The organism is Tenacibaculum sp. ZH5_bin.1 (genome assembly GCF_042865525.1).
GTDB lineage: Bacteria > Bacteroidota > Bacteroidia > Flavobacteriales > Flavobacteriaceae > Polaribacter > Polaribacter mesophilus.
On record NZ_JBEGIO010000001.1, the window covers coordinates 1,230,297 to 1,252,280 of the forward strand.

Annotated in this window: 22 protein-coding genes, 1 pseudogene and 1 riboswitch; of the genes and pseudogenes, 18 read left to right on the plus strand and 5 right to left on the minus strand. The window is 31.5% G+C overall.

The genetic code is table 11. The features are described 5' to 3' along the window. Nucleotides 1-109 precede the first annotated feature (109 nt). Nucleotides 110-308: riboswitch (cobalamin riboswitch) on the plus strand. Between the two features lie 94 nt (nt 309-402). The 10 genes from ABHQ57_RS05690 (at nt 403) to ABHQ57_RS05735 (ending at nt 12,001) form a co-directional block, all read left to right on the plus strand. Continuing rightward, nucleotides 403-1,467, plus strand: a complete 1,065-nt coding sequence (locus ABHQ57_RS05690; protein WP_389862722.1) for a hypothetical protein — start codon at nt 403-405, stop codon at nt 1,465-1,467. 206 nt (nt 1,468-1,673) lie between these two features. Beyond that, nucleotides 1,674-3,065 (plus strand): anthranilate synthase component I family protein, encoded by a 1,392-nt coding sequence (locus ABHQ57_RS05695; protein ID WP_389862725.1) that lies wholly within the window; start codon nt 1,674-1,676, stop codon nt 3,063-3,065. 83 nt (nt 3,066-3,148) lie between these two features. Next, nucleotides 3,149-3,742, plus strand: a complete 594-nt coding sequence (locus ABHQ57_RS05700) for an anthranilate synthase component II (protein ID WP_389862727.1) — start codon at nt 3,149-3,151, stop codon at nt 3,740-3,742. Between the two features lie 10 nt (nt 3,743-3,752). Continuing rightward, entirely contained in the window at nt 3,753-4,742 is a 990-nt protein-coding gene (gene trpD / locus ABHQ57_RS05705) for an anthranilate phosphoribosyltransferase (protein ID WP_167713262.1), read from the plus strand. A 26-nt stretch (nt 4,743-4,768) separates the two neighbouring features. Next, nucleotides 4,769-5,122, plus strand: a complete 354-nt coding sequence (locus ABHQ57_RS05710; RefSeq protein ID WP_167713264.1) for a four helix bundle protein — start codon at nt 4,769-4,771, stop codon at nt 5,120-5,122. Nucleotides 5,123-5,148: 26 nt separating this feature from the next. After that, a complete protein-coding gene (gene trpC, locus ABHQ57_RS05715) occupies nt 5,149-5,937 on the plus strand; it encodes an indole-3-glycerol phosphate synthase TrpC (RefSeq protein WP_047788469.1) in 789 nt (262 codons plus the stop codon). A 136-nt stretch (nt 5,938-6,073) separates the two neighbouring features. Then, nucleotides 6,074-6,682 carry a phosphoribosylanthranilate isomerase gene (locus ABHQ57_RS05720; protein WP_231128379.1) on the plus strand — a complete coding sequence of 203 codons (609 nt, stop codon included), beginning with the start codon at nt 6,074-6,076 and terminating at the stop codon, nt 6,680-6,682. A gap of 10 nt (nt 6,683-6,692) precedes the next feature. Next, entirely contained in the window at nt 6,693-7,868 is a 1,176-nt protein-coding gene (gene trpB / locus ABHQ57_RS05725) for a tryptophan synthase subunit beta (RefSeq protein ID WP_167713269.1), read from the plus strand. A 128-nt stretch (nt 7,869-7,996) separates the two neighbouring features. Then, nucleotides 7,997-8,767 carry a tryptophan synthase subunit alpha gene (gene trpA, locus ABHQ57_RS05730; protein ID WP_167713271.1) on the plus strand — a complete coding sequence of 257 codons (771 nt, stop codon included), beginning with the start codon at nt 7,997-7,999 and terminating at the stop codon, nt 8,765-8,767. Nucleotides 8,768-8,833: 66 nt separating this feature from the next. Then, on the plus strand, nt 8,834-12,001 hold the full coding sequence (locus ABHQ57_RS05735) for a S41 family peptidase (protein WP_167713273.1): 3,168 nt from the start codon (nt 8,834-8,836) through the stop codon (nt 11,999-12,001). Nucleotides 12,002-12,071: 70 nt separating this feature from the next. Here the strand turns inward: ABHQ57_RS05735 and ABHQ57_RS05740 are convergent, their stop codons facing one another. Further along, nucleotides 12,072-12,680: a TonB-dependent receptor plug domain-containing protein gene (locus tag ABHQ57_RS05740; RefSeq protein ID WP_073181619.1), complete on the minus strand. Its 609-nt coding sequence runs from the start codon at nt 12,678-12,680 to the stop codon at nt 12,072-12,074. A gap of 129 nt (nt 12,681-12,809) precedes the next feature. On the opposite strand from ABHQ57_RS05740, the gene recQ reads away from it, so the two are divergent. Both recQ and ABHQ57_RS05750 read left to right on the plus strand, forming a co-directional pair. After that, on the plus strand, nt 12,810-14,915 hold the full coding sequence (gene recQ / locus ABHQ57_RS05745) for a DNA helicase RecQ (RefSeq protein WP_231128380.1): 2,106 nt from the start codon (nt 12,810-12,812) through the stop codon (nt 14,913-14,915). Between the two features lie 12 nt (nt 14,916-14,927). Next, nucleotides 14,928-15,641, plus strand: coding sequence for a hypothetical protein (locus ABHQ57_RS05750; protein WP_167713275.1), 714 nt, complete (start codon nt 14,928-14,930; stop codon nt 15,639-15,641). A gap of 38 nt (nt 15,642-15,679) precedes the next feature. Here ABHQ57_RS05750 and ABHQ57_RS05755 read toward each other — a convergent pair whose 3' ends face one another. From ABHQ57_RS05755 to ABHQ57_RS05765, 3 genes are all read right to left on the minus strand, one after another. Next, nucleotides 15,680-16,300, minus strand: a complete 621-nt coding sequence (locus ABHQ57_RS05755) for a hypothetical protein (protein ID WP_167713277.1) — start codon at nt 16,298-16,300, stop codon at nt 15,680-15,682. Then, complete coding sequence (locus tag ABHQ57_RS05760; RefSeq protein ID WP_159613551.1) at nt 16,284-16,766, minus strand: RNA polymerase sigma factor; 483 nt, start codon at nt 16,764-16,766, stop codon at nt 16,284-16,286. The genes ABHQ57_RS05755 and ABHQ57_RS05760 overlap by 17 nt, the downstream gene beginning before the upstream one ends. A gap of 130 nt (nt 16,767-16,896) precedes the next feature. Further along, the gene (locus tag ABHQ57_RS05765; protein WP_159489871.1) at nt 16,897-17,271 is read right to left on the minus strand and encodes a hypothetical protein; all 375 of its coding nucleotides are present in this window, start codon (nt 17,269-17,271) and stop codon (nt 16,897-16,899) included. A gap of 148 nt (nt 17,272-17,419) precedes the next feature. Here ABHQ57_RS05765 and ABHQ57_RS05770 point away from each other — a divergent pair, with 148 nt between their 5' ends. The 6 genes and pseudogenes from ABHQ57_RS05770 to ABHQ57_RS05795 all read left to right on the plus strand — a co-directional run bounded on the left by ABHQ57_RS05770 (nt 17,420) and on the right by ABHQ57_RS05795 (nt 20,964). Then, entirely contained in the window at nt 17,420-17,926 is a 507-nt protein-coding gene (locus tag ABHQ57_RS05770; protein ID WP_159613555.1) for a GbsR/MarR family transcriptional regulator, read from the plus strand. Between the two features lie 42 nt (nt 17,927-17,968). Continuing rightward, nucleotides 17,969-18,355 carry a DoxX-like family protein gene (locus ABHQ57_RS05775; RefSeq protein ID WP_389862739.1) on the plus strand — a complete coding sequence of 129 codons (387 nt, stop codon included), beginning with the start codon at nt 17,969-17,971 and terminating at the stop codon, nt 18,353-18,355. Then, complete coding sequence (locus ABHQ57_RS05780; protein WP_047788459.1) at nt 18,352-19,089, plus strand: DUF2071 domain-containing protein; 738 nt, start codon at nt 18,352-18,354, stop codon at nt 19,087-19,089. The genes ABHQ57_RS05775 and ABHQ57_RS05780 overlap by 4 nt, the downstream gene beginning before the upstream one ends. Continuing rightward, on the plus strand, nt 19,080-19,838 hold the full coding sequence (locus ABHQ57_RS05785) for a methyltransferase domain-containing protein (RefSeq protein ID WP_047788458.1): 759 nt from the start codon (nt 19,080-19,082) through the stop codon (nt 19,836-19,838). Before ABHQ57_RS05780 ends, ABHQ57_RS05785 begins: the two co-directional genes overlap by 10 nt. Before the next feature lie 8 nt (nt 19,839-19,846). Beyond that, nucleotides 19,847-20,242 (plus strand): hypothetical protein, encoded by a 396-nt coding sequence (locus tag ABHQ57_RS05790; protein ID WP_167713280.1) that lies wholly within the window; start codon nt 19,847-19,849, stop codon nt 20,240-20,242. A 48-nt stretch (nt 20,243-20,290) separates the two neighbouring features. Next, a pseudogene (locus ABHQ57_RS05795) lies at nt 20,291-20,964 on the plus strand (YqjF family protein). A gap of 60 nt (nt 20,965-21,024) precedes the next feature. Here the strand turns inward: ABHQ57_RS05795 and ABHQ57_RS05800 are convergent. Next, nucleotides 21,025-21,951, minus strand: coding sequence for a M43 family zinc metalloprotease (locus tag ABHQ57_RS05800; protein ID WP_167713282.1), 927 nt, complete (start codon nt 21,949-21,951; stop codon nt 21,025-21,027). Between the last annotated feature and the right edge of the window lie 33 nt (nt 21,952-21,984).

Here is a 21,984-nt window from a genome sequence, read left to right on the forward strand (position 1 = left end):
ATTATTATTCTACTTTTTAATTATTCCTATAACAATTATGAGAGTTTACTTTTATCGAAAAAGAAGGAAGTGTAATTTTAACAGTAAAATTAGTGTTTCTTTCCTACGACTAAAATATATTTGCCGCGGTTTTTCTTTATTGTAAAGAAAATTAAAAGGGAATTAGGTGAGAATCCTAAACTGTACCCGCAACTGTAAACTTAGTCTATTAAAACTATAGATACTTGTTATTTCTTACGCCACTGTTTTTACGGGAAGGTAGTAGCAAGATGTTAGTCAGGAGACCTGCCAAAATTTAATTCATTGCTTTTCTTTCGGGTTAAAAGAAGAAGCAGTAAAGAACATTTGAAATATAATGTTTGTATTTTTTTGTTTTCAGAAACTTTAAATTTAATTATAATAATGATACGTAATTATAGTATTGTATTGGTATGTTTAATATCAGTTTTTTTTTCATGTTCAAGTGATTCAACGAAACATGAACCAACTCCAATTTATGATAATTCTTTTATACTAAGTTATGAGGGGGACAAAACAGTGGTAGGGCATTTAGATGAAAGTCAAGTTTTTACCCCAAAAGTATATGAGTCTCTAAATAAAAATTCAATATCTTTTACAAACTTTGAAAATAGTTTATTCATAGTGTCTCAAGACGGACCTAATTTTGTTACAAAATTAAACTTAAAAGATCTTGCAGAAGAAGTAACAGTGACTACATCTAAGGTAAGTAGCCCTTCGTACTTGGCTATGTACTCAGAAACTGATGGAGTAATCATTTCTACTGGTGGAAGAGGAAGACGAAGAACATATGACTTATCGTTTTTTAATGTAAGTGAAGGAGTGAAAGATAAGATTGATGGAGTTTCTTCAAAAGTATTGTTTTCAAAATCAGGAGTATTGGTAGATGGAGAAAACATATTGATTGCTGACGATAAAGAGTTGAAAGTATTAAATATCAAAGATAAGTCAATAAAAACCACAGTAATATTTGATGATGTAATTTCAGGAATCTTAAAAGATAAAAACAATAAAATTTGGATAGGAACTGAGAAAAGAGTTGGAGATGCTAAGTTTGTAAGTTTGACAGCTGATTATGGTATTGATGAAACGGTTACATTAACAGGAGTGAATTTGTATAAGAATAGTATGCTTTATGTAAGTGAATCAAGTAGTTATGTTTATTGGTCAGAAGTGTCAACAGGAGTGATTCACCGTTTTAACACAGAAACAAAAAAAGCAGAAGAGTTTATTAATCCAACTACAGAAGGAATAATGCTTACAACTGTTATAAGAGAGCATCCTATTACAGGAAAAGTACATGTTTTAGGTGCAGAAGATTTTTTTGATACAGATAAAAGTATACTTACTATTTATAATGAAGATAAATCTGTTTTTAAAACTGTAAAAGGAATAGGTAACTCGCCAATAGATATTTGCTTCTCTAAAGAAGATTTTTCTGTAAATTAAGTATTGTTTATTTATTTTTAATACGAAAAAGTTTGTAAAATCAAAATCACTTTATACATTTGTAGCATAATGATAAAACAACAATTAAATAACTGGTGGTGGAAAACTCATAACTTACGTTAGTGAGACCATCTTGTTATATCTATAATACAACGAAAAGGCTTATCTCATGATAAGCCTTTTTTGTTTTTTACATATTAAATAAAATGAAAAAAATTACCTTTAAAACAATAGCAAAAAAACAATTGGCAGATATGATAACGCCAGTTAGCTTGTATTTAAGAACAAGAGACAAGTATGCGAATAGTTTGCTGTTAGAAAGTTCAGATTATCATAGTAAAGAAAATAGTTATTCGTTTTTGTGTATAGAACCTTTGATAACCATCAAGGCAGAAAATGATGAATTGTTATTGTCGTATCGAAAAGAAGAATTAGAAAGAGAGCCTATTCAAAGAAATTTTTATGAGAAGTTTGATGCGTTTAGCAATGTTATTTCGATAAATTGTTCAGAGGAAATAAAATCATTTAATGGATTGTATGGTTATACAACTTTTGATGCGGTTCAATACTTTGAAACAATTCAGTTAAAATCAGATAAAGCACCTTCTGAAATTCCAGTATTACAGTATAGCTTTTTCCGATTTATTGTAGCAATCAATCATTTTAAAAATGAAATGATTTTGATAGAAAATATACCAGAAGGAGAAGAATCTCGATTATCAGAAATTGAAAACTTGGTAAATTCTCAATCTTTTGCTAAATATGACTTCGTTTTTGAAGGAGAAGAAACTTCGAATATCACGGATGAGGAATTTAAGCAAAGTGTAACAAAAGCAAAGGAACACTGTAAAAGAGGAGATGTTTTTCAGTTGGTTTTATCACGTCAATTTCAACAAAAATTTAAAGGAGATGAATTTAATGTGTACAGAGCATTACGCTCTATAAACCCTTCTCCATATTTATTTTATTTTGACTACGGAAGCTTTAAATTGATGGGGTCTTCGCCAGAAGCACAAATTAAGATAAATGAAGGTCAGGCTATTATTAATCCAATTGCAGGAACCTTTAGAAGAACAGGTGATGATGAAAAAGATAGGGAGTTGGCGAAAGAGTTAGCAAATGACCCGAAAGAAAATGCAGAACATGTAATGTTGGTTGATTTAGCGAGAAATGATTTAAGTAAACATGCAACCAATGTAACAGTTGAAACCTACAAAGAGGTTCAATATTTTAGTCATGTAATTCACTTGGTATCAACAGTAAAAGGTAAAATTACAGGAAACCCAATAGAAATTGTTGGAGATACATTTCCAGCAGGAACATTAAGTGGAGCACCAAAATACAAAGCCATGGAATTGATAGATACATACGAAAATCAAACCCGTGGATTTTATGGAGGATGTGTTGGTTTTATTGGACTGAACGGAAATGTAAATCAAGCCATAGCAATTCGTTCTTTTGTAAGTAAAAATAATACTTTGTTTTACCAAGCAGGTGCAGGAATTGTAATTAATTCTAAAGAAGAAAACGAACTACAAGAAGTAAATAATAAGTTAGCAGCACTTAAAAAAGCATTGGTGTTAGCAGAAGAAATATAAAATTAGAATTGAGATGTTTGTATTTACATGTAGGATATACATGTTTTATTATTACTCAAACCTCAATACTCAATACTATAAATATGGAGATATTAATATTAGATAATTACGACTCATTTACCTATAATTTGGTACATTATGTAGAGGATATAACAGGAAAGTTGCCAGATGTGTATCGTAACGATGAAATTTCAGTAGATGAAATTAAAAAATACGATGCTATTATTCTGTCACCAGGACCAGGTATTCCTGATGAAGCAGGTATTTTAAAGGGAACTATAAAAACCTATGCAGGTAAAATTCCAATTTTTGGAGTGTGTTTGGGTTTGCAAGCAATAACGGAAGTTTTTGGAGGTAAGTTAGAAAACTTGAACGATGTATTTCATGGAGTAGCTACTGAAATGAAAGTGACTAAAAATAATGCAATTACCTTTAAAGATATTTCAGAAACTTTTGAAGCTGCACGTTATCACTCTTGGATTGCTTCACACAACAACTTTCCTGAGGAACTAGAAATAACAGCAGTTGATGAAGAAGGAAGCATTATGGCATTACGCCATAAAGAATTTGCTATTGAAGCAGTACAGTTTCACCCAGAAAGTATTTTAACTCCAGACGGAAAAAAAATGATTCAGAATTTTATTGCTTTTGCCGAAAGCCAAAAGCCAAAAGCTTAAAGCTATTGATATGAAAAAAATACTAAACACCCTATTTGAACAAAAACGATTGACCAAGGAACAATCGAAAGAAGTTTTGATAAATATTGCACAAGAAAAATACAATGCTTCACAAATAGCTGCATTCATTACCGTGTTTTTAATGCGACCAGTTTCGGTTGATGAATTATCAGGGTTTAGAGAAGCTTTATTAGAATTAGCGATAAAGGTAGATTTATCAGACTTTAATACGATTGATTTATGCGGAACAGGGGGAGATGGGAAAAATACGTTCAACATTTCAACATTAACCTCATTTATTGTGGCGGGAACAGGACATAAAGTTGCAAAACATGGAAATTATGGTGTGTCTTCTGCATCAGGTTCTTCTAATATGTTAGAGTTTTTAGGATACAATTTCACAAATGATGAGACTACGTTAAAGCGTCAGTTAGAAGAAGCAAATATTTGTTTTTTACACGCACCACTATTTCATCCGGCGATGAAAGTTGTAGCACCTATTCGAAGAGAATTAGGAGTAAAAACATTTTTTAACATGTTGGGGCCATTGGTAAATCCAAGTCGTCCACAAAACCAATTAGTGGGCGTATTTAATCTAGAAGTAGCTAGAGTGTACAATTATATGTTGCAACAATCTAATGTAAATTATGGCGTGGTACATGCATTAGATGGGTACGACGAAATATCGTTAACAGGAGATTTTAAGTTATTCACAAAAGAGGCCGAGAAACAAGTCTCTCCATCTGACTTAGGACAAAAACAAATTTCTCCATCAGCTATTTTTGGAGGGAATACCGTTAAAGAAGCTGCTGAAATATTCGTAAATATTATTAATGGAAAAGGAACAGAAGAGCAAAATAATGTGGTATTAACTAACGCAGCATTTGCCTTAAAAACGTTTAATAAAAATAAGAGTTTTGAAATCGCATTTGAAGAAGCTAAAGATTCGTTATTAGGGTTAAGAGCGAAAGAATGTTTAAATAAATTAATTACGAATTAGTAATTACGAATTATAAGTTGTTAATTATGAAGAAGGGTAATATTATTCAGGAAAAGAGCTATGATTTTGCTGTGAGAATTGTGAACTTGTACAAACATTTATCACAAGAGAAAAAGGAGTTTGTTTTAAGTAAACAATTATTACGTTCAGGTACATCAATTGGAGCGAATATAGAAGAAGCAATTGGTGGTCAGAGCAGAAAAGATTTTTATGCTAAACTAACCATAGCATATAAAGAAGCAAGAGAAACACATTATTGGATTCGTTTGTTAAAAGACACTAGTTTTCTTTCAAAAGATACAACACAATCATTTTTAAATGATACAGAGGAAATACTTAGAATCATAGGAAGTATCCAAAAGACAATTCGTAATTCATAATTAAAAAATCATAATTTATAATTGAAATGACTATACTAGATAAAATAATAGCCTTTAAAAAACAGGAAGTAGCAAAAATAAAAGCTGAAGTTGCTGTTAAAAAGCTGGTTGAAAGTCCGAATTTTAAAAGACAACCAATTTCTTTGAAAAAATCATTGTTGGAGCCTTATTCAACAGGAATTATAGCAGAGTTTAAACGTCAATCGCCTTCTAAAGGAATTATCAATGACAAAGCAACGATTACTGAAGTAACGAATGGATATTTAGATGCTAATGTAGCAGCACAATCAATCTTAACCGATACTTCTTTTTTTGGAGGTACCATGGCAGATTTGATGGAAGCACGAGTAATTAATCAACAAAAACCCATTTTAAGAAAAGATTTTATTGTTGATGGGTTTCAAATAGTAGAAGCTAAAGCAATTGGTGCTGATGTGGTGTTGTTAATAGCTACTTGTTTGACAGCTGAACAATTGAAGAATTACGGTCAGTTAGCAACAGATTTAGGATTAGAAGTCTTATATGAAATCCATACCCAAGAAGATTTAGATAAAATTGGAGATCTGGATAATAAAATTATAGGAATTAACAACAGAAACTTAAAGACGTTTGAAGTTGATTTAGAACATTCAATAAATTTAGCAAGTCAAATTCCAGATACAGTTGTAAAAGTTTCAGAAAGTGGAATTTCAGATCCAAGGATTATAACAGGATTAAAAGAACATGGTTTTCATGGTTTTTTAATAGGGGAAAACTTTATGAAAACAGAAAATCCAGGTCAAGCATGTCAAGAGTTTATCGATCAAATTAGATAATGTCAGTTCGAGTGAATTTATGAGGAACGAATAAATTAGTATCGAGAACAAGTACTTCTCGATACAATTTTCTCACAAAGTCGAAAATTACTCGAAGTGACGAAATATAAATAATATGAAACTAAAAGTTTGTGGAATGAAGTTTATAGAAAATATTCAGCAAGTAGCTGAATTACAACCTGATTATTTAGGGTTTATTTTCTATGAAAAATCATCAAGAAATTTTGAAGGCATCATTCCGAAACTACCTAAAGGAATCAAAAAAGTAGGTGTTTTTGTAAATGAGTATTTGGAGATTGTAGTTTCTTTAGTTGAAGAATATCAGCTGGATTCGGTTCAGTTGCATGGAGATGAACCTGTTGAATATATTCAAAAATTAAAGGAACATTTACCAAAACTAGAAATTATTAAGGTGTTTGGAATCAAAGACAAATTTAATTTTGAGATATTAAAACCTTATGAAGAGGTAATAGATTATTTTTTGTTTGATACCAAAGGTAAAGAGCGCGGAGGAAACGGAGTAACATTTAATTGGCAAATTTTACAAAACTATAACTCAACCAAACCTTACTTTTTAAGCGGAGGAATAGGCTTAGAAGAAGTAGGAGAATTACAATCCTTTCTTAAAAGAAAAGAATCACAATACTGCTTTGCCATTGATGTGAATAGCAAGTTTGAAATCAAGCCAGGAATAAAATCAGTAGAAAAAATAAAAAAGTTTAAAAAGCTAACGGCTAACAGCTAAAACAAATTATATGAAATTTCAACCAGACAATAACGGATATTACGGACAATTTGGAGGAGCATTTATACCAGAATTGTTATACCCAAACGTAAAAGAATTAGAAGATAATTATATAAAAATTATAGAATCTGAAGAATTTCAAGAGGAATATAAAGATTTATTAAAACACTATGTTGGTCGTCCAAGTCCTCTGTATTTAGCAAAAAGGTTATCAGAAAAGTATGGAGCAACTATTTATTTAAAAAGAGAAGATTTAAATCATACAGGCGCGCATAAAGTAAACAATACCATTGGTCAAATTCTAATCGCAAAACATTTAGGAAAAACTAAAATTTTAGCAGAAACAGGTGCAGGGCAACATGGAGTGGCTACAGCTACAGTATGTGCCTTAATGGGATTAGAATGCGTTGTTTTCATGGGAGAAACTGATATTCAACGTCAAGCGCCGAATGTAGCCCGTATGAAAATGTTGGGGGCTAAAGTAATACCAGCAACTAGTGGAAGCAAAACCTTGAAAGATGCTACGAATGAAGCCATCCGTTATTGGATTCAACACCCAGATACCTATTATTTAATAGGCTCTGTGGTAGGTCCGCATCCGTATCCAGATATGGTAGCGCGATTGCAAGCAGTGATTTCAGAAGAAATGAAAGTGCAATTGAAAGAACAAACAGGGAAAGAAAATCCTGATATTATTATAGCTTGTGTAGGTGGAGGAAGTAATGCAGCAGGTGCTTTTTATCATTATTTAGAAGATAAAGAAGTGGAACTAATCGCAGTTGAAGCAGCAGGATTAGGAGTGAGTTCTGGAGAAAGTGCAGCAACGTCACAATTAGGAGAAGTAGGAGTTATTCATGGGAGTAAAACCATTTTAATGCAAGATGAATACGGACAAATTGTAGAACCATATTCTATTTCGGCAGGGTTAGATTATCCAGGAGTGGGACCGTTACATGCTTATTTGCATGAAACAAAACGAGCAACATTTATGAATGCTACGGATAAAGAAGCATTAGAAGCTGCTTACGAACTAACAAAAATAGAAGGAATTATTCCGGCATTAGAAAGTGCACACGCATTAGCAGTATTACCAAAAATGGATTTACAAAAAGATCAGGTGATTGTGGTGAATTTATCAGGTAGAGGTGATAAAGATTTAGAAACGTATATAAAACATTTAAGCTAATAGTTAAAAAGAATGTCACATCGAGTGAATTTGAGAGGAACGAATAAATTTGTATCGAGATGTAATAAGTTCTCGATACGATTTTCTCCTAAAGTCGAAAATCACTCGAACTGACAAAACCATAGAAAATGAACTCAATTCAACATATATTCAATAAAAAGGAAAACAATTTATTATCAATTTTTTTTACCGCAGGTTTTCCAAAACTAGAAGATACTACAAAAGTTATTGCTAAGTTAAGTAATAGTGGAGTAGATTTTATAGAAGTAGGTTTACCATATTCTGACCCACTTGCAGATGGACCAACTATTCAGCATAGTAGTGATGTAGCGTTGAGAAACGGTATGAATCTCGATGTGGTTTTTGAACAGTTGTCTTCTATAAAAGAAACGAATAAAACGCCATTAGTAGTGATGGGATACTTGAATCAGATTATTAAATACGGGGAAGATAGGTTCTGTAAAGAAGTAAGAGATTGCGGAATAGATACTGTAATTATTCCCGACTTACCTATGGTTGAATACGAGAACCATTATCAACAGTTGTTTGAAAAATACGGAATTACAAATGTATTTTTAATTACACCACATACGTCTGAAGAACGCATTCGTAAAATAGATTCTTTAACCAATGCTTTTATTTATGTAGTTGCTTCGGCATCTATTACGGGAGCCAAAGGTGAAGTTTCATCAGCACAAATAAATTACTTTAAAAGAATTCAAGCGATGAATTTGCAAAGTAAGTTAATTGTTGGTTTTGGTATTTCAGATAACAAAACTTTTACTACAGCTTGCGAGTACATGAATGGAGCTATTATAGGTTCAGCTTTTATTAAAGAATTAGAAAAAAATGGGATTGAAGAGATAAGTAATTTTGTGAGAACTGTTAAGAACTGTTAATATATTCCTAATTTTAAGAGAATTTTAGTCATAATAAAGTAATTTGGTGATTTAAAATCAAATAACATGACTAAAAAGATATTCTTAGGGGTGGCCTTATTAGCAAGTAATCTTTTATTTGCACAGCATACGTTAATTCGTAAGCCTATGATAAGCCCTGATGCTTCTCAAATGGCATTTAGTTATTATGGCGATATTTGGCTATATAACTTTAACAATCAGCAAACAAAAAGATTGACCATTCATAAAGGTTACGAAAGTAACCCTGTTTGGAGCACAGATGGAACTGAAATTGCATTTTCATCCAATAGAAAAGGAAATGATAATGTATTTGTAACTTCTATAAAAGGAGGAGTTCCTAAACAGTTAACATACTACCCTACAGCCAATATTCCTACAGATTGGACAAAAGAAGGAGATATTGTTTTTACGACTGGTCGTGTGTTAAGAGGTCCAGAGTGGGATAAACAAATGTATGTAGTTAATGAAAAGGGAGAAACACCTCGTCGATTATTAACTGCTTATGGTGAAATGGCTTCGGTATCTCCTAACGGAAAATTAATTGCTTTTACCAAAGGAGCATGCCGTATTGCTCGTGAAGATTACTCAGGTTCTGCGCAACGTGATATTTGGGTTTATAATACTGAAACAGATGAATATCATCAAATAACAACAAGTAACAAGAATGATCACTCTCCTGTTTGGGATGCAGTGGGGAATTTATACTACATCGGAGCAAAAAGTGGACGTTATAATATTTATAAACAAGTAATTTCTGCAAATGGAACTGCCAATGGTACAGCTACTCAATTAACAAATCAAACAAAAGACGGTGTACAAACATTCTCAGTAAGTAATAATGGAACGATTGTTTATACTAGTGGGGCAGATACTTTCAAGTTAGAAAATGGAAAAACTCAAAAAATTAACTTAGATATTGTTTCAGATAATCGTTTTGAAGAAGAAGAAACTAAAACAGTTTCAGGAAACATTGGTAATTATGCAGTTTCACCTAATGGAAAAAACGTAGCATTAGAAATTAATGGAGAAATCTTTGTAAAGGAGAATAATAAAGAAAAGAAGCGCTCAAACAATGTGAGTAAGCATCCGTATAGAGATATTAATCCACAGTGGTTAGACGATAAAACAGTTGTTTTTTCTTCAGATAGAGACGGAGTTTATCAGTTGTACAGTGCAGTTTCTACAGATACTTTGGTGGGGTTGCACCGTAGTTTAAAAACAAAAGTTTCTAAACTAACAAATAGCAAAGAAGATATTGAATATTCCTTAGTTTCTCCTGATGGAAAGAAGATAGCTTATCAGGTGGGAAGAGGAATTTTAATGATTGCTGATATTAAAAAAGGAAAAATAGCAAATGTTAAAGAATACTCTAATTCTTGGGCAGCTGCTGAAGGAGTTTCATGGAGTCCAGACAGTAAGTATATAGCGTATTCTCAAGAGGACTTAAATTTTGATAGCGAAATTTTTATTCAATCTGTAGAGAATCCTTCTACTAAAATGAATGTATCGATGCATCCTAGAAGTGACCGCAATCCAGTTTGGAGTGCTGACGGAAAAAAGTTAGCATTTTTATCAAACAGAAGCGGAATCAATTACGATGTTTGGATGGTTTGGTTGGAAAAATCTGATTGGGAAAAGTCAAAACTAGATCACGAAGAAGGAGCTTATTATCCTGAGAAGAAAGAAGAGCCTTCTAAAGAGAAAGACGCAAAAAAAGGAAAGAAAAAGAAGAAAAAAGTAGTTGTAAAAATAGATGAAGATAAAATTTACGATCGTTTAGTACAGGTTACTTCTTTACAAGATGATGAGTATAGTCCTGTGTTTAGTGCAGATAGTGATTTCATTTATTTTTCAGCAACCAACCCTGCTACAGAAAAAAGAAGTACATATAAAGTTAAATGGGATGGTAGCAAGCCAAAATTAGTAAAAGGAGTTGCTAATGCACGAAACTTTACTGAAAACAAAGGGAAAATTTATTTTACTTCAAGAGGAAAATTAGCTGAATTAAATACAAAATCAGATAAAGTAACAAGATTGCCTCACAGTGCGACGTACACAACAAATAGAAAAGAAGTGTATCAACAGGTTTTTGAAGAAGGAATTCGTGCATTAACAGCTGGTTTTTACGATCCAGAATTTCACGGATACAATTGGAATGCTTTAGTAAAGAAGTACAAGCCTTGGGTACTGTCAACAACCACACACGAAGATTATACCTATATGTTTAATTTGTTGTTAGGACAGTTAAATGCGAGTCATATGGGCTACCGAGGAAGTGCTCCAAGAAATACAAGTGATAAAGTTGGAGTATTAGGTTTAGAAGTAGAGAACACTAAAAAAGGAGTAAAGGTTTCTTATGTGTTACCAAATTCAGTAGCAGATAAATCAACCAGTAAGTTAAAAGTGGGGGATATTATTACTGCTGTTAACGGACAAGAAATTAAAAAGAATACGAATTTTTATAGTTTACTAAAGAATACTCAAACTAAGGAGATTTTGTTGAGTTTAGGTAACGGTAAAGAGGTAGTATTACGCCCAGAAAGGTCGTTAAGAAGTTTACAATATGAGGAATGGGTAAACTCTAGAAAGAAATTGGTAGATGAATATTCTAACGGTCAGTTAGGGTATATTCATATTCAAGGAATGAACATGCCAAGTTTCGAGCGTTTTGAACGTGAACTAAAAGCAAGTGGTTATGGTAAAAAAGGAATCGTAATTGATGTTCGTTACAATGGTGGTGGATGGACTACTGATAGATTAATGGCAGTGTTAAATGTAGATCAACATGCATATACAATTCCAAGAGGAGCAGCAAAGAGTTTAAAAAATCATCAAAAATTTGCAGATAACTATCCGTTTAATGAGCGTGCTATTTTATCGGTAAACACAAAACCAGTGGTAGCATTATGTAATGAAAATAGTTATTCAAATGCTGAAATTTTCTCACATGCCTTCAAGAGCTTAGGGTTAGGGAAGTTAGTTGGTCAGCCAACTTTTGGAGCTGTTGTATCTACAGGAGGTAAACGATTAGCTAACGGAATGATTCGTATGCCTTTTAGAGCATGGTTTGTAAAGAAAACAGGAGAGAACATGGAGAACGAAGCACCGGCAGTACCAGATTACTTAGTGAAAAATGCACCAGGATGGAAAGATAGAGGAGAAGATGCTCAGTTAAAAAAAGCAGTGGAGGTGCTGTTACAAGATATTAAGTAACATGGATAAGTTAAAACAAAACCTGAGTTTTTATTCAGGTTTTGTTTAATAGTTTACAGTAGTAATGAGTTTAATGTCTAATAACTTCAATAACTCCATGGGCACCTCTAGAGCCGTATTTTGCTGCTTCAGGTCCTTTGAGGATTCTTATTGATATTATATTTGAAGGTACAATATCTGAAAAAACAGATTGGTCAACAGCATTATTATTTATTACAAATAAAGGAGTAGAGTTTCCGTTAACTGTATTGTAGCCTCTTATTAAAATCGTATTGTCAGCACCAACAAGAACACCAGGAACCTTTCCCCTTATATAATCGTAAATATTTCTATATTGAGAAGTACTTATGTTTTTTACATTTGTATTTCCTACTAAGGTTAAGTCATTTTTTTCATCTATAGTTATTGTAATTTCCTTTTCATTATTATACTTAATCTTTTTTATTCCTACTTTAGGAGAGAAAGCACTTATTTCTTTAGGAGCTTCAGAGATTTTTATTTTGAAAACTCCTTTAGAGTTTGTCCAGCTTTTTTGTCTCACATTATCAAAAAGAATAATGGCTCCAGGTATAGGCTGACTTTTGTTGTTTACAACATTGATTGTTAGTTTTTTTGTTTGTGAACTAATAGAAAAACAAAAAACGAGAGAAGTAATAAGTAAGAGTATTTTTGTATACATGTAATCTATTTTTATTATCACAATATAAAAAAATAAATTACTTGTTTCTAATGTTTTATTGTGTCTTTTTCAAGAGGTAGTCAGTGGTCGAGTATAATCTTGATGCTTTTTTATTCCTATTTTTGCCAAATGATGCAGATTACAGAACAAGAATTGTTAGAAAAATTAAAGGTAAATTTTGGATACGATAGTTTTCGTTTAGAGCAACAAGCTATTATCGAAAATATTTTAGCAAAAAAAGATACGTTGGTTATTATGCCAACAGGAGGAGGAAAGTCTATTTGTTACCAATTACCGGCATTATTTTTTGAAGATGTTACGTTGGTGATTTCTCCATTAATTGCTTTGATGAAAGATCAAGTAGATAGCTTGAGAGCAAACGGAATTTCTGCAACTTTTTTTAACAGTAGTCAATCAACTGAAGAGCAGCAACAAGTATTTGATGCGATAGCTTCAAAAAGTATAAAACTATTATATGTTGCTCCTGAAAGTTTATCATTGCTTCAAAATGTATTGAATCAATCTTATATAAGTTGCATAGCGGTTGATGAGGCGCACTGTATTTCTGCATGGGGGCACGATTTTCGTCCTTCTTATAAACAACTAGCATTTTTGAAAAAATCGTTACCAGATGTTCCTATTGTAGCGTTAACGGCTACGGCTGACAAAGCAACGCAACAAGATATTTTAGAACAACTAACAATACCTAATGCTACACAATTTATAAGTTCTTTTAACAGAGAAAATATTGCTTTAGAAGTGCGTCCTGCAAATGATAGAGTACAACAAATTATTAAGTTTATTCAAAGAAGACCTAATGAAGCAGGAATTATTTATTGTTTGAGTAGAAAAGCAACGGAGCAGTTAGCAAAAAAATTACAAGAAAATAACATTGATGCAAAGGCATATCACGCAGGATTATCTTTTGAAGAAAGAGCTAAAACTCAAGAGGCTTTTATTAAAGATGATTGTGAAGTAATTTGCGCGACTATTGCATTTGGAATGGGAATTGACAAATCGAACGTTCGTTGGGTAATACACTACAATATGCCTAAAAACATTGAAGGTTATTATCAAGAAATTGGACGTTCAGGTCGTGATGGATTACCTGCAAAGGCTTTATTATTTCATAGTTACGCAGATGTTATTCAACTACGTCAGTTTATAGAAAACACAGGGAATAAGGAGGTGCAAGAGGCAAAATTAGAACGTATGAAGCAATTTGCTGAAGCTACGGTTTGCCGAAGAAAAATATTACTCAGTTATTTTGGAGAACTGATTGAAGAAAACTGTGGGAATTGTGATGTGTGTAAGAATCCTCCACAATTTTTTGATGGAACAGTTATTGCACAAAAAGGATTGTCAGCTATTTATCGATTACAAGGAAAAGAAGCTATGGGAACTGTAATCGATGTACTTAGAGGAGCCAAAAATGCCACGGTTTTAGATAAAAGCTACGACAGATTGAAAACCTATGGAGTTGGTAACGATATTTCTTGGAGAGATTGGCAACATTATTTAATTCAGTTAACCAATCAAGGATATTGTCAAATAGCTTTTCATTTAAACAATAGTTTACAACTTACCGAGTTTTCAAATAAAGTGCTTTTTGAAGGAGAAAAAGTACAATTAACTACTCCTGTAGCGTTTACAAAAGAAGTAAAAACGGTAACAAAAGAGAAAAAGAAAAAAGCAGTTAAGGATACGTTATTTGAGCGTTTGCGAAAACTACGTTATCGTATTGCTCAAGAAGAAGATATAGCGGCTTATTTGGTGTTTAATGATGCTACGCTAAGAGAAATAGAAAATGAAAGACCACAATCTGACGAAGAATTTCTAGCCATTAGTGGAGTGGGACAGCGAAAGTTAGAAGTGTATGGAGCTGAGTTTATGGAAGAAATCAAAACTTTTTTAAACGAAAAGAAGAAAACTAAAAAAGATACCACTTTAGAAACGTTTAAGTTATATAAAGAAGGATTTACGGTTGAAGAAATAGCAGAGAATCGTGGATTAAAACCTACCACTATTTTTTCTCATTTATCTAAGTTATACCTAGACGGAAAAGATGTGAGTTTGGATGAGTTTATAGAGGCTGATACCTTAGCGTTAGTAGCAAATGCTAAAAAAGTATTGAAAAATGAAACAGCTTTAAAACCTTATTTTGAGTTTTTAGGAGAGAAAGTTCCATATGAAAAAATACGAGTAGGATTGACCATTTTACAAAGGAAACGATAAGTTTTATTACACATGAGTAAAGAAAACTTTCCTACAGAGTCTAAGTCAGATGAAGTTTCAAGACTGCAAGAGAGAATTAAAAACCTTGAGACTGAAATTACTTCCGTTGAAACTAAGTTGTTTCCTTTTGAACAATCATTACGTAATGAGATTTCTGATTTACTAGTAGAAGAAAGGGAGTTGGTTATGTTGTTTAAGCAACAAAAGAAAGCTAAGAAAGAAAAAAGGTTAGCACAAAAAAGAAAAGGTAAAAATTATAAGGAAGTTACTCAAGTCGTTCCTGTTTCAAAAGAACGAGTAACACAAGAAAGAGAGCATCAAAAAGAGAAGAAAAGGTTGTATAAAGAAGCGATGTTGTATGTACACCCTGATAAATTTTCGATGCAAGAAAACGAGCAACAAAAAGCGACAGAAACTACCACAAAACTTATTGAAATATACCAGAACGGAAACTTAGAAGAGTTAGAAGCTTTTCATGCGCATATTTTTGGAGGTAATATATGTTTTGATAAAGATATTTCGCTAATTCAAAAATCAACCAATAGTACTTCTTATTTAGTAAAAGAAGTCGGACGATTAGAAAAAGTATTGAATGACTTATTAGAGAGTTATACCTACAAAGTTTTAACAACCTATGAAAATCCTATGTCATTTGTAGAGGAATTAAAAGCTTATTATGATGATAGAATTTTTAAACTTCGTAAACGAACCAGAACAAAAAAATAAACCAGAATTATTCTTTTATAATTCTGGTTTATGATTAATTAAGAGGTCTTTAAATCTTCCATTTCTTTAATAATATCGTCTAGTTTTGATATAAGACTGTGATATAAAATTCGAGTAGAGATGTTATACACTACGAAACCAATAATTCCAGTTACAATTGCTACGATAAGTCCAACCCCTATAATATGTAAGAATGAAGAGTCACTGGATATATAGTTAGATAAAAAACTTTTTTCTTTCACACCGTAAGCCAGAGCAAAAATTGATACAATTGCTAGTGGAATTGCAAAAACAAATAACTTTTTTGTGGCTTTAGATACCGAGTTAATTACACTTCTATAATTTTTTAAATATGTTAAATTGTCAGATTTAACATCAATCGTCTTAAATCTTTTTAATAATCTTGTATTAAAGAAATACAAACTTAAGATTAAAAAAGCACCGTATGCACCAATAATAGTTTCAGATAAAAGAACCCCACCGATAACTACAATTCCTGCCATAGGAAGCAATCCTTTATTGTCAAACTCGTAGGTTCTTTTAATTTTATTAATAACCGATTTAGACTTCTGGTTGTATATATCGTTAATTTTTGGAGCTATTAATGATTGTTCATTTATAAAAGCTTCATTCCATCTTTTTTCAATTGATTTTTCCATCTAATACTATTTTTAATTGTTTTTTAATTCTGTTAATGCGTACTGCAATATTATTAGCGCTTGTTCCAATAATTGCAGCAATTTCTTTGTAAGGATTTTCTTCTAAATGCAGTAAAATTATAGCTCTGTCGACTTCAGATAATTTTTTAATGGCATCGTATAATAAGTTTAAATCTTCGTTTTGAAAAGCTTTATTATCCTCCGATAAATTGGGAGTTTTCTCTAAAGAATATTCTTTTTTAGCATTTCTCTTCGCTAAGGTTAAACAAACATTTAGCGTAATTCTGTATATCCAAGTAGACCATTTCGATTTGTTTTGGAAAGCATCTCTACTTTTCCATATTTGTAAACAAGCCTCTTGATAAAAGTCTTCAAAATCCTCTTGAGAGTCTGTATAAGCTCTACATATTTTAATAATAATACCAGCATGTGGTAAAATGGATGTTATATAAAAATCGTTACTCAAAATTTGGTTTTCTTGATAGGTATTCTGAAAAGTAAAATTATTACAAGAAAGTTTAATTTTTTTTGAAAATAAAAAACCTTACAAAATTAATTGTAAGGATAATAAAATGTTTTTTGTGTAATAATAGAGTTTAAAAATTGGTAATAGGAAATCTTTTTATACGAAGTGGATTGCCTATTGGACCTTTAACTCCCGATTGAAAATTATCGTTAAGTACAATTTGGTTGTTCATTTTTAATTGAATTTGGGCAGTACCGAACCATCCCCAATCATCACAATCAATAGATACAGTTAACTGTCCCATTGAAGGATGTAGGTCTATCAATTCTATAATCCCCCAATCAGTAAAGTTATTTGGGTTATTAGAAACTAATTCTAGACTATGTTGTTTCGTTCCGAAATGTTTTATGTTTTTTACAGGATCTTTTAAATGTTTACCAAAGGCCATCCCGTTTAATTGGATAGTCATTTTACCTGATGTAATAAAATACAATTGTGCACTCATATTTATGTTGTTTGATTAGAAAATAGTAAAGTATGCTATGTTTATTATTCGTTTTTAAGGAAAAAGACCGTTTTTAGTTAGGTTAAAATCTTTGTTTTTTATTTTCAATAATTATTGAAAGTTTAATAAAATGTTGTATGTTTGTAGTATGAAATTAGAAGATGCAAAATTAAAATATATTCATACTTGGGGTAGTTTAGCTACCAACTGGGGTATTAATAAGACCATGGCACAAGTACATGCGTTGTTGTTAGTGTCTACAAAGCCTCTTTCTGCTGATGAAATTATGGAAACCTTAAAAATTTCTAGGGGTAATGTAAACATGAATGTTCGTGCGTTAATTGATTGGGGAATTGTAAGTAAAGAGTTTGTAGTGGGAGAGCGTAAAGAGTTTTTTGTCGCAGACAAGGATATCTGGGAACTATTTAAACAGGTAACGAAAGAGCGTAAGAAAAGGGAAATTGAACCTGTTTTAAAAGTGTTAGATGAGTTACAAGAGGATGTTAAAGAGAACTCTGAAGAAGCAGAAGCCTTTAAAAAAGTAATGAATGATTTATCATCTGTTACCAAAACTGTAAATGGCATTTTAGAAAATGCAATCAAGGCTGATGAACATTGGTTGTTATCTAACTTTACCAAAATGATAAAAAAGTAAAAAATTTAAACATTAACTTTCAAAAATTTCTGAAAATACAAAATGAATAAAAATCACTTACACACAATATTGATATATCTAATTGCTTGCGTTTGGTTGATTAATGGACTCTTTTGTAAAATTTTTAATCTAGTTCCAAGACATCAGCAAATAGTAGGAGAAATTGTAAGTAATGACTATTCAAGAGAATTAACCTTTATAATAGGGATGTTAGAAATTGCAATGGTTGTGTGGATCCTATCAAATTATAAGTCAAAGTTAAATGCAATAACACAGATTGTAATTGTTTCAATAATGAATGTAATTGAATTTATGATTACTTCAGACATATTACTCTGGGGTAAGCTTAATATAGTTTTTGCTATTTTGTTTGTATTTATAGTTTATGTAAATGAATTTAAGTTAAGTCCTAAAAATATTGTAGCATGAAGGAGATACTAAAAAATCATCCATTTGCTGTTGAAGCATTTTTTGAAACTTCAATTGTTACAACTTTTGCAGTACCAAAGGAACATTTAGAAGACTTTATTCCTGAATGTTTGAATTTAGATACTTTTAATAATCAGTGGGCTTTTTTAGCAGTAGCTATGGTGCAAACTAAAAATTTGAGACCAAAAGGGTTTCCGAAAATTTTAGGGAATGACTTCTTTTTAATTGGCTATCGCATTTTTGTGAGATATACCAATTCAAAAGGAAGAAAATTAAGAGGGCTTTATATTTTAAAATCGGAAACGAGTAGTAAAAGAATGGAGATAGCTGGCAATTTATTTACTCATTATAACTACACAACTTCTGATATTAAGCAGACTAAACTAGATAGTAAAATAAGTATTAGCTCAAAAGAATCAGATTTTAAAATAGTGTTTAAGGATAAAGGGAGTGATGTGTCATTACCGAAACTTTCGCCTTTTTCTGATTGGAAAGAAGCAAGACGCTTTGCGGGGCCTTTACCATTTACTTTTACGTATAATAAACCTAAAAAAGAAGTATTAATTATTGAGGGTGTAAGAAATAATTGGAAACCCGAGCCTATTGAAATTGTCGATTATAAATTTTCATTTATAAAAGACCTTGGATTAAAAAATGTGAGAGTTGCTAACTCATTTATTATTAAAAATGTTCCATACTACTGGAAAAAAGGGAAAATTGAATTATGGAAATAAGAAGAAGAAAGTTTCAAGGAGTATTAAATATACTTAGCTTCAATAGGCATTTTTATTACATTGGCTTAATAGCTTTGTTAGTGGTTGTTTTGGGGCATTATTTATTTAGCTACAATAATTACTTAAAGTGGTTTTTAGTTGTAATTATTATATACGGATTGTTAACTCCTTTGCTAGTCTCTGCTTATGTATATGATTTTTCGAAATACTATGATTTTAAGTGGGTAGATAATATTAACTTAAAAGTTAGTAATAACCTCGTGAATATTAATGCAGGTTTTGATGAGACAAGTTTCATTCTAAAAAACAAGTTTCAATCATCAAATTTACAAGTTTTTGATTTTTACGATCAAACAAGGCATACTGAAGAGGCTATAAAAAGAGCAAGAAAAGTGAGTAGGGTGTATCCAGGTACTAAATCAATTAGTACGGGTAAAATACCGCTAAAAGATTCATCTATTGACATTTTATTTTTACTCTCGGCGGCTCATGAAGTGAGGTCTAGTGAGGAGAAAGAGCTTCTTTTTAATGAGTGTTCTAGAGTTTTAAAAAAACAAGGAAAGGTTTTGGTTGTAGAGCACTTGAGAGATTTACCTAATTTTTTAGCTTTTTCAATAGGATTTATGCATTTCTTTTCAAAAAAAACTTGGAAAAGTGTATTTGATAAAGCTAATTTGAAACTAGAAGAAGAGATAAAATTTACACCGTTTATGTCGGTTTTTGTTCTTGAAAAATTTAATAAAAATTAGAAATAGTTATGGAGGTTCACTTAAAGATTATAGGGTGTTTGTTAATGCTTTTGGCTTTAATACATGTTATTTTTCCAAAATATTTTAATTGGAAAGATGAGTTAAAAGGTCTTAGTTTAATGAATAGGCAAATGATGATGGTTCATACTTTTTTTATAGCACTAACAGTGTTTTTAATGGGAAGTATTTTAGTGTTAGAAAGTAAAGAATTGATAGAAACAAACCTTGGAAGAAAAATTATATTAGGCTTTGCTATTTTTTGGTCTATTAGATTGTTTATGCAGTTATTTGTGTATTCACCTAAATTGTGGAGAGGAAAAAAGGTCGAAACAGTTATTCACGTTTTTTTTACATGTTTTTGGATATATATCAGTATAGTAACTTGGAGTATATATATTAACTAAAAATAAAATTATATGAGTTTTTTAAAAGCAGAATGGCGAAAATTGGTCATGGTAAATTATGAGGTGAATCCAGAAGTGCTAAAAGAGTATATACCTAAAGGTACTAAGTTAGATTTTTTGAAAATAAATGCTATACAAGTGTTGTAGGATTTATGTTCTTAAATACAAACTTATTAGGTGTAAGAGTTCCTTTTCATGTAAATTTTGAAGAAGTAAATCTTCGATTTTATGTAAAAAGAAAAGATAAGAGAGGGGTAGTTTTTATAAAAGAAATAGTACCCAAGCCAGCTATAACCTTTGTAGCGAATACTATTTATAAAGAAAACTATCAAACATTACCCATGAAACATAGTTGGGTAGAGAAAGATAATAAGTTAAAAATATCGTATCAATGGAAAATAAATAAGAAATGGAATTCAATATCAGTTGAAAGCTTATCAAAATCAATAGCTATTGAACCGAATACAGAAATTGAATTTATAGCAGAGCATTATTGGGGATATGCTAAGAGTGAAAGTAAAACTACTGAATACGAAGTGAAGCACCCTACTTGGAGTTATTATCTAGTGACAGATTATAAAATAGATGTTGATTTTACTGCTACTTATGGAGCGCATTTTTCTTTTTTACAGAGTCAAAAACCTAGCTCTGTATTTTTGCTAGGAGGTTCTGAAATAAGTGTTGAAAACAAAACAGTTTTACGTACTGAAAGAGTTTTATAAAAATAAGTAGAGATAAAACTATTTCTACTTATTTGCTTAGTTAAAATTTTTAATAGTAAGTTATCTATTTATCACATCAGAAGTAATTAGTGTTTTTCTTCTTTCTGCATGTTCAAGTACATATCTCATTCGTTTAATTTGTCCTTTGGTAAATACATTCATACATCTATCATCAGTAAGATTCATATAGTTGTTTACAGGAGCAGGTTGTCCGTCACAGGCTTTAGGAATTGTCCCATCACAACCATCAATAGAACTACTTACAGGTGGTGTGTCTTCAATAAAATCGTCATGGTCAGAACAAGGTTTTCCTTCAAGAGCAGCTCCCCAAATATGTAATAAACCTAAGAAATGTCCCATTTCGTGGGTTAATGTTTTACCAAGATTGAGACCTCCAGAAACATCGGATTTTCCAAAGTGATGAACATTAATTAGAATACCATCACCTATGGTTTTTAACTCATCTTCTATTGCAGGTAAGTTAGTGGTAGGAAAAGAAGCTGCGCCAGCAAATGTATTAGGGGCATACCCGCCATATACCCAAATGTTGATATATTTATTAGGGTTCCAATATTCAAACTCAGGAAGCCAATCAAATCTGTCTTTATCACCTCTTACGGGAGTGTTGTCGTAATAATTAATACGGTTAATTCCGTTAGTTGGGTTTCCGTTAGGGTCTATTTCTGCAAGTTTAAATTGAATAAAAGAGTCACTACTAAGTGGGGAGTTGTTTTCTCCTAAAGTACCTGCTACTCTTCTAAAGTCGTGATTTAAAGATTGAATTTGTTCTTGAATACGTTCGGTAGCTAGGTTAAAGCCTCCGCCTATACTTTCTCCGCCATGTATTATGTGTACGACTACGGGTAAGGTGTAGACTTCTAAGTTATCTAAAGGAGGTTCTGGACTTTCTGGTAAATTAATTTTAGTTTCGTTACTACAAGCAAATAGTAAAGAGAAAAGAGTAGTTATTAAAAAGATTTTTTTCATAGAATTAATGGAGTTGTATCAAATTATTATTGA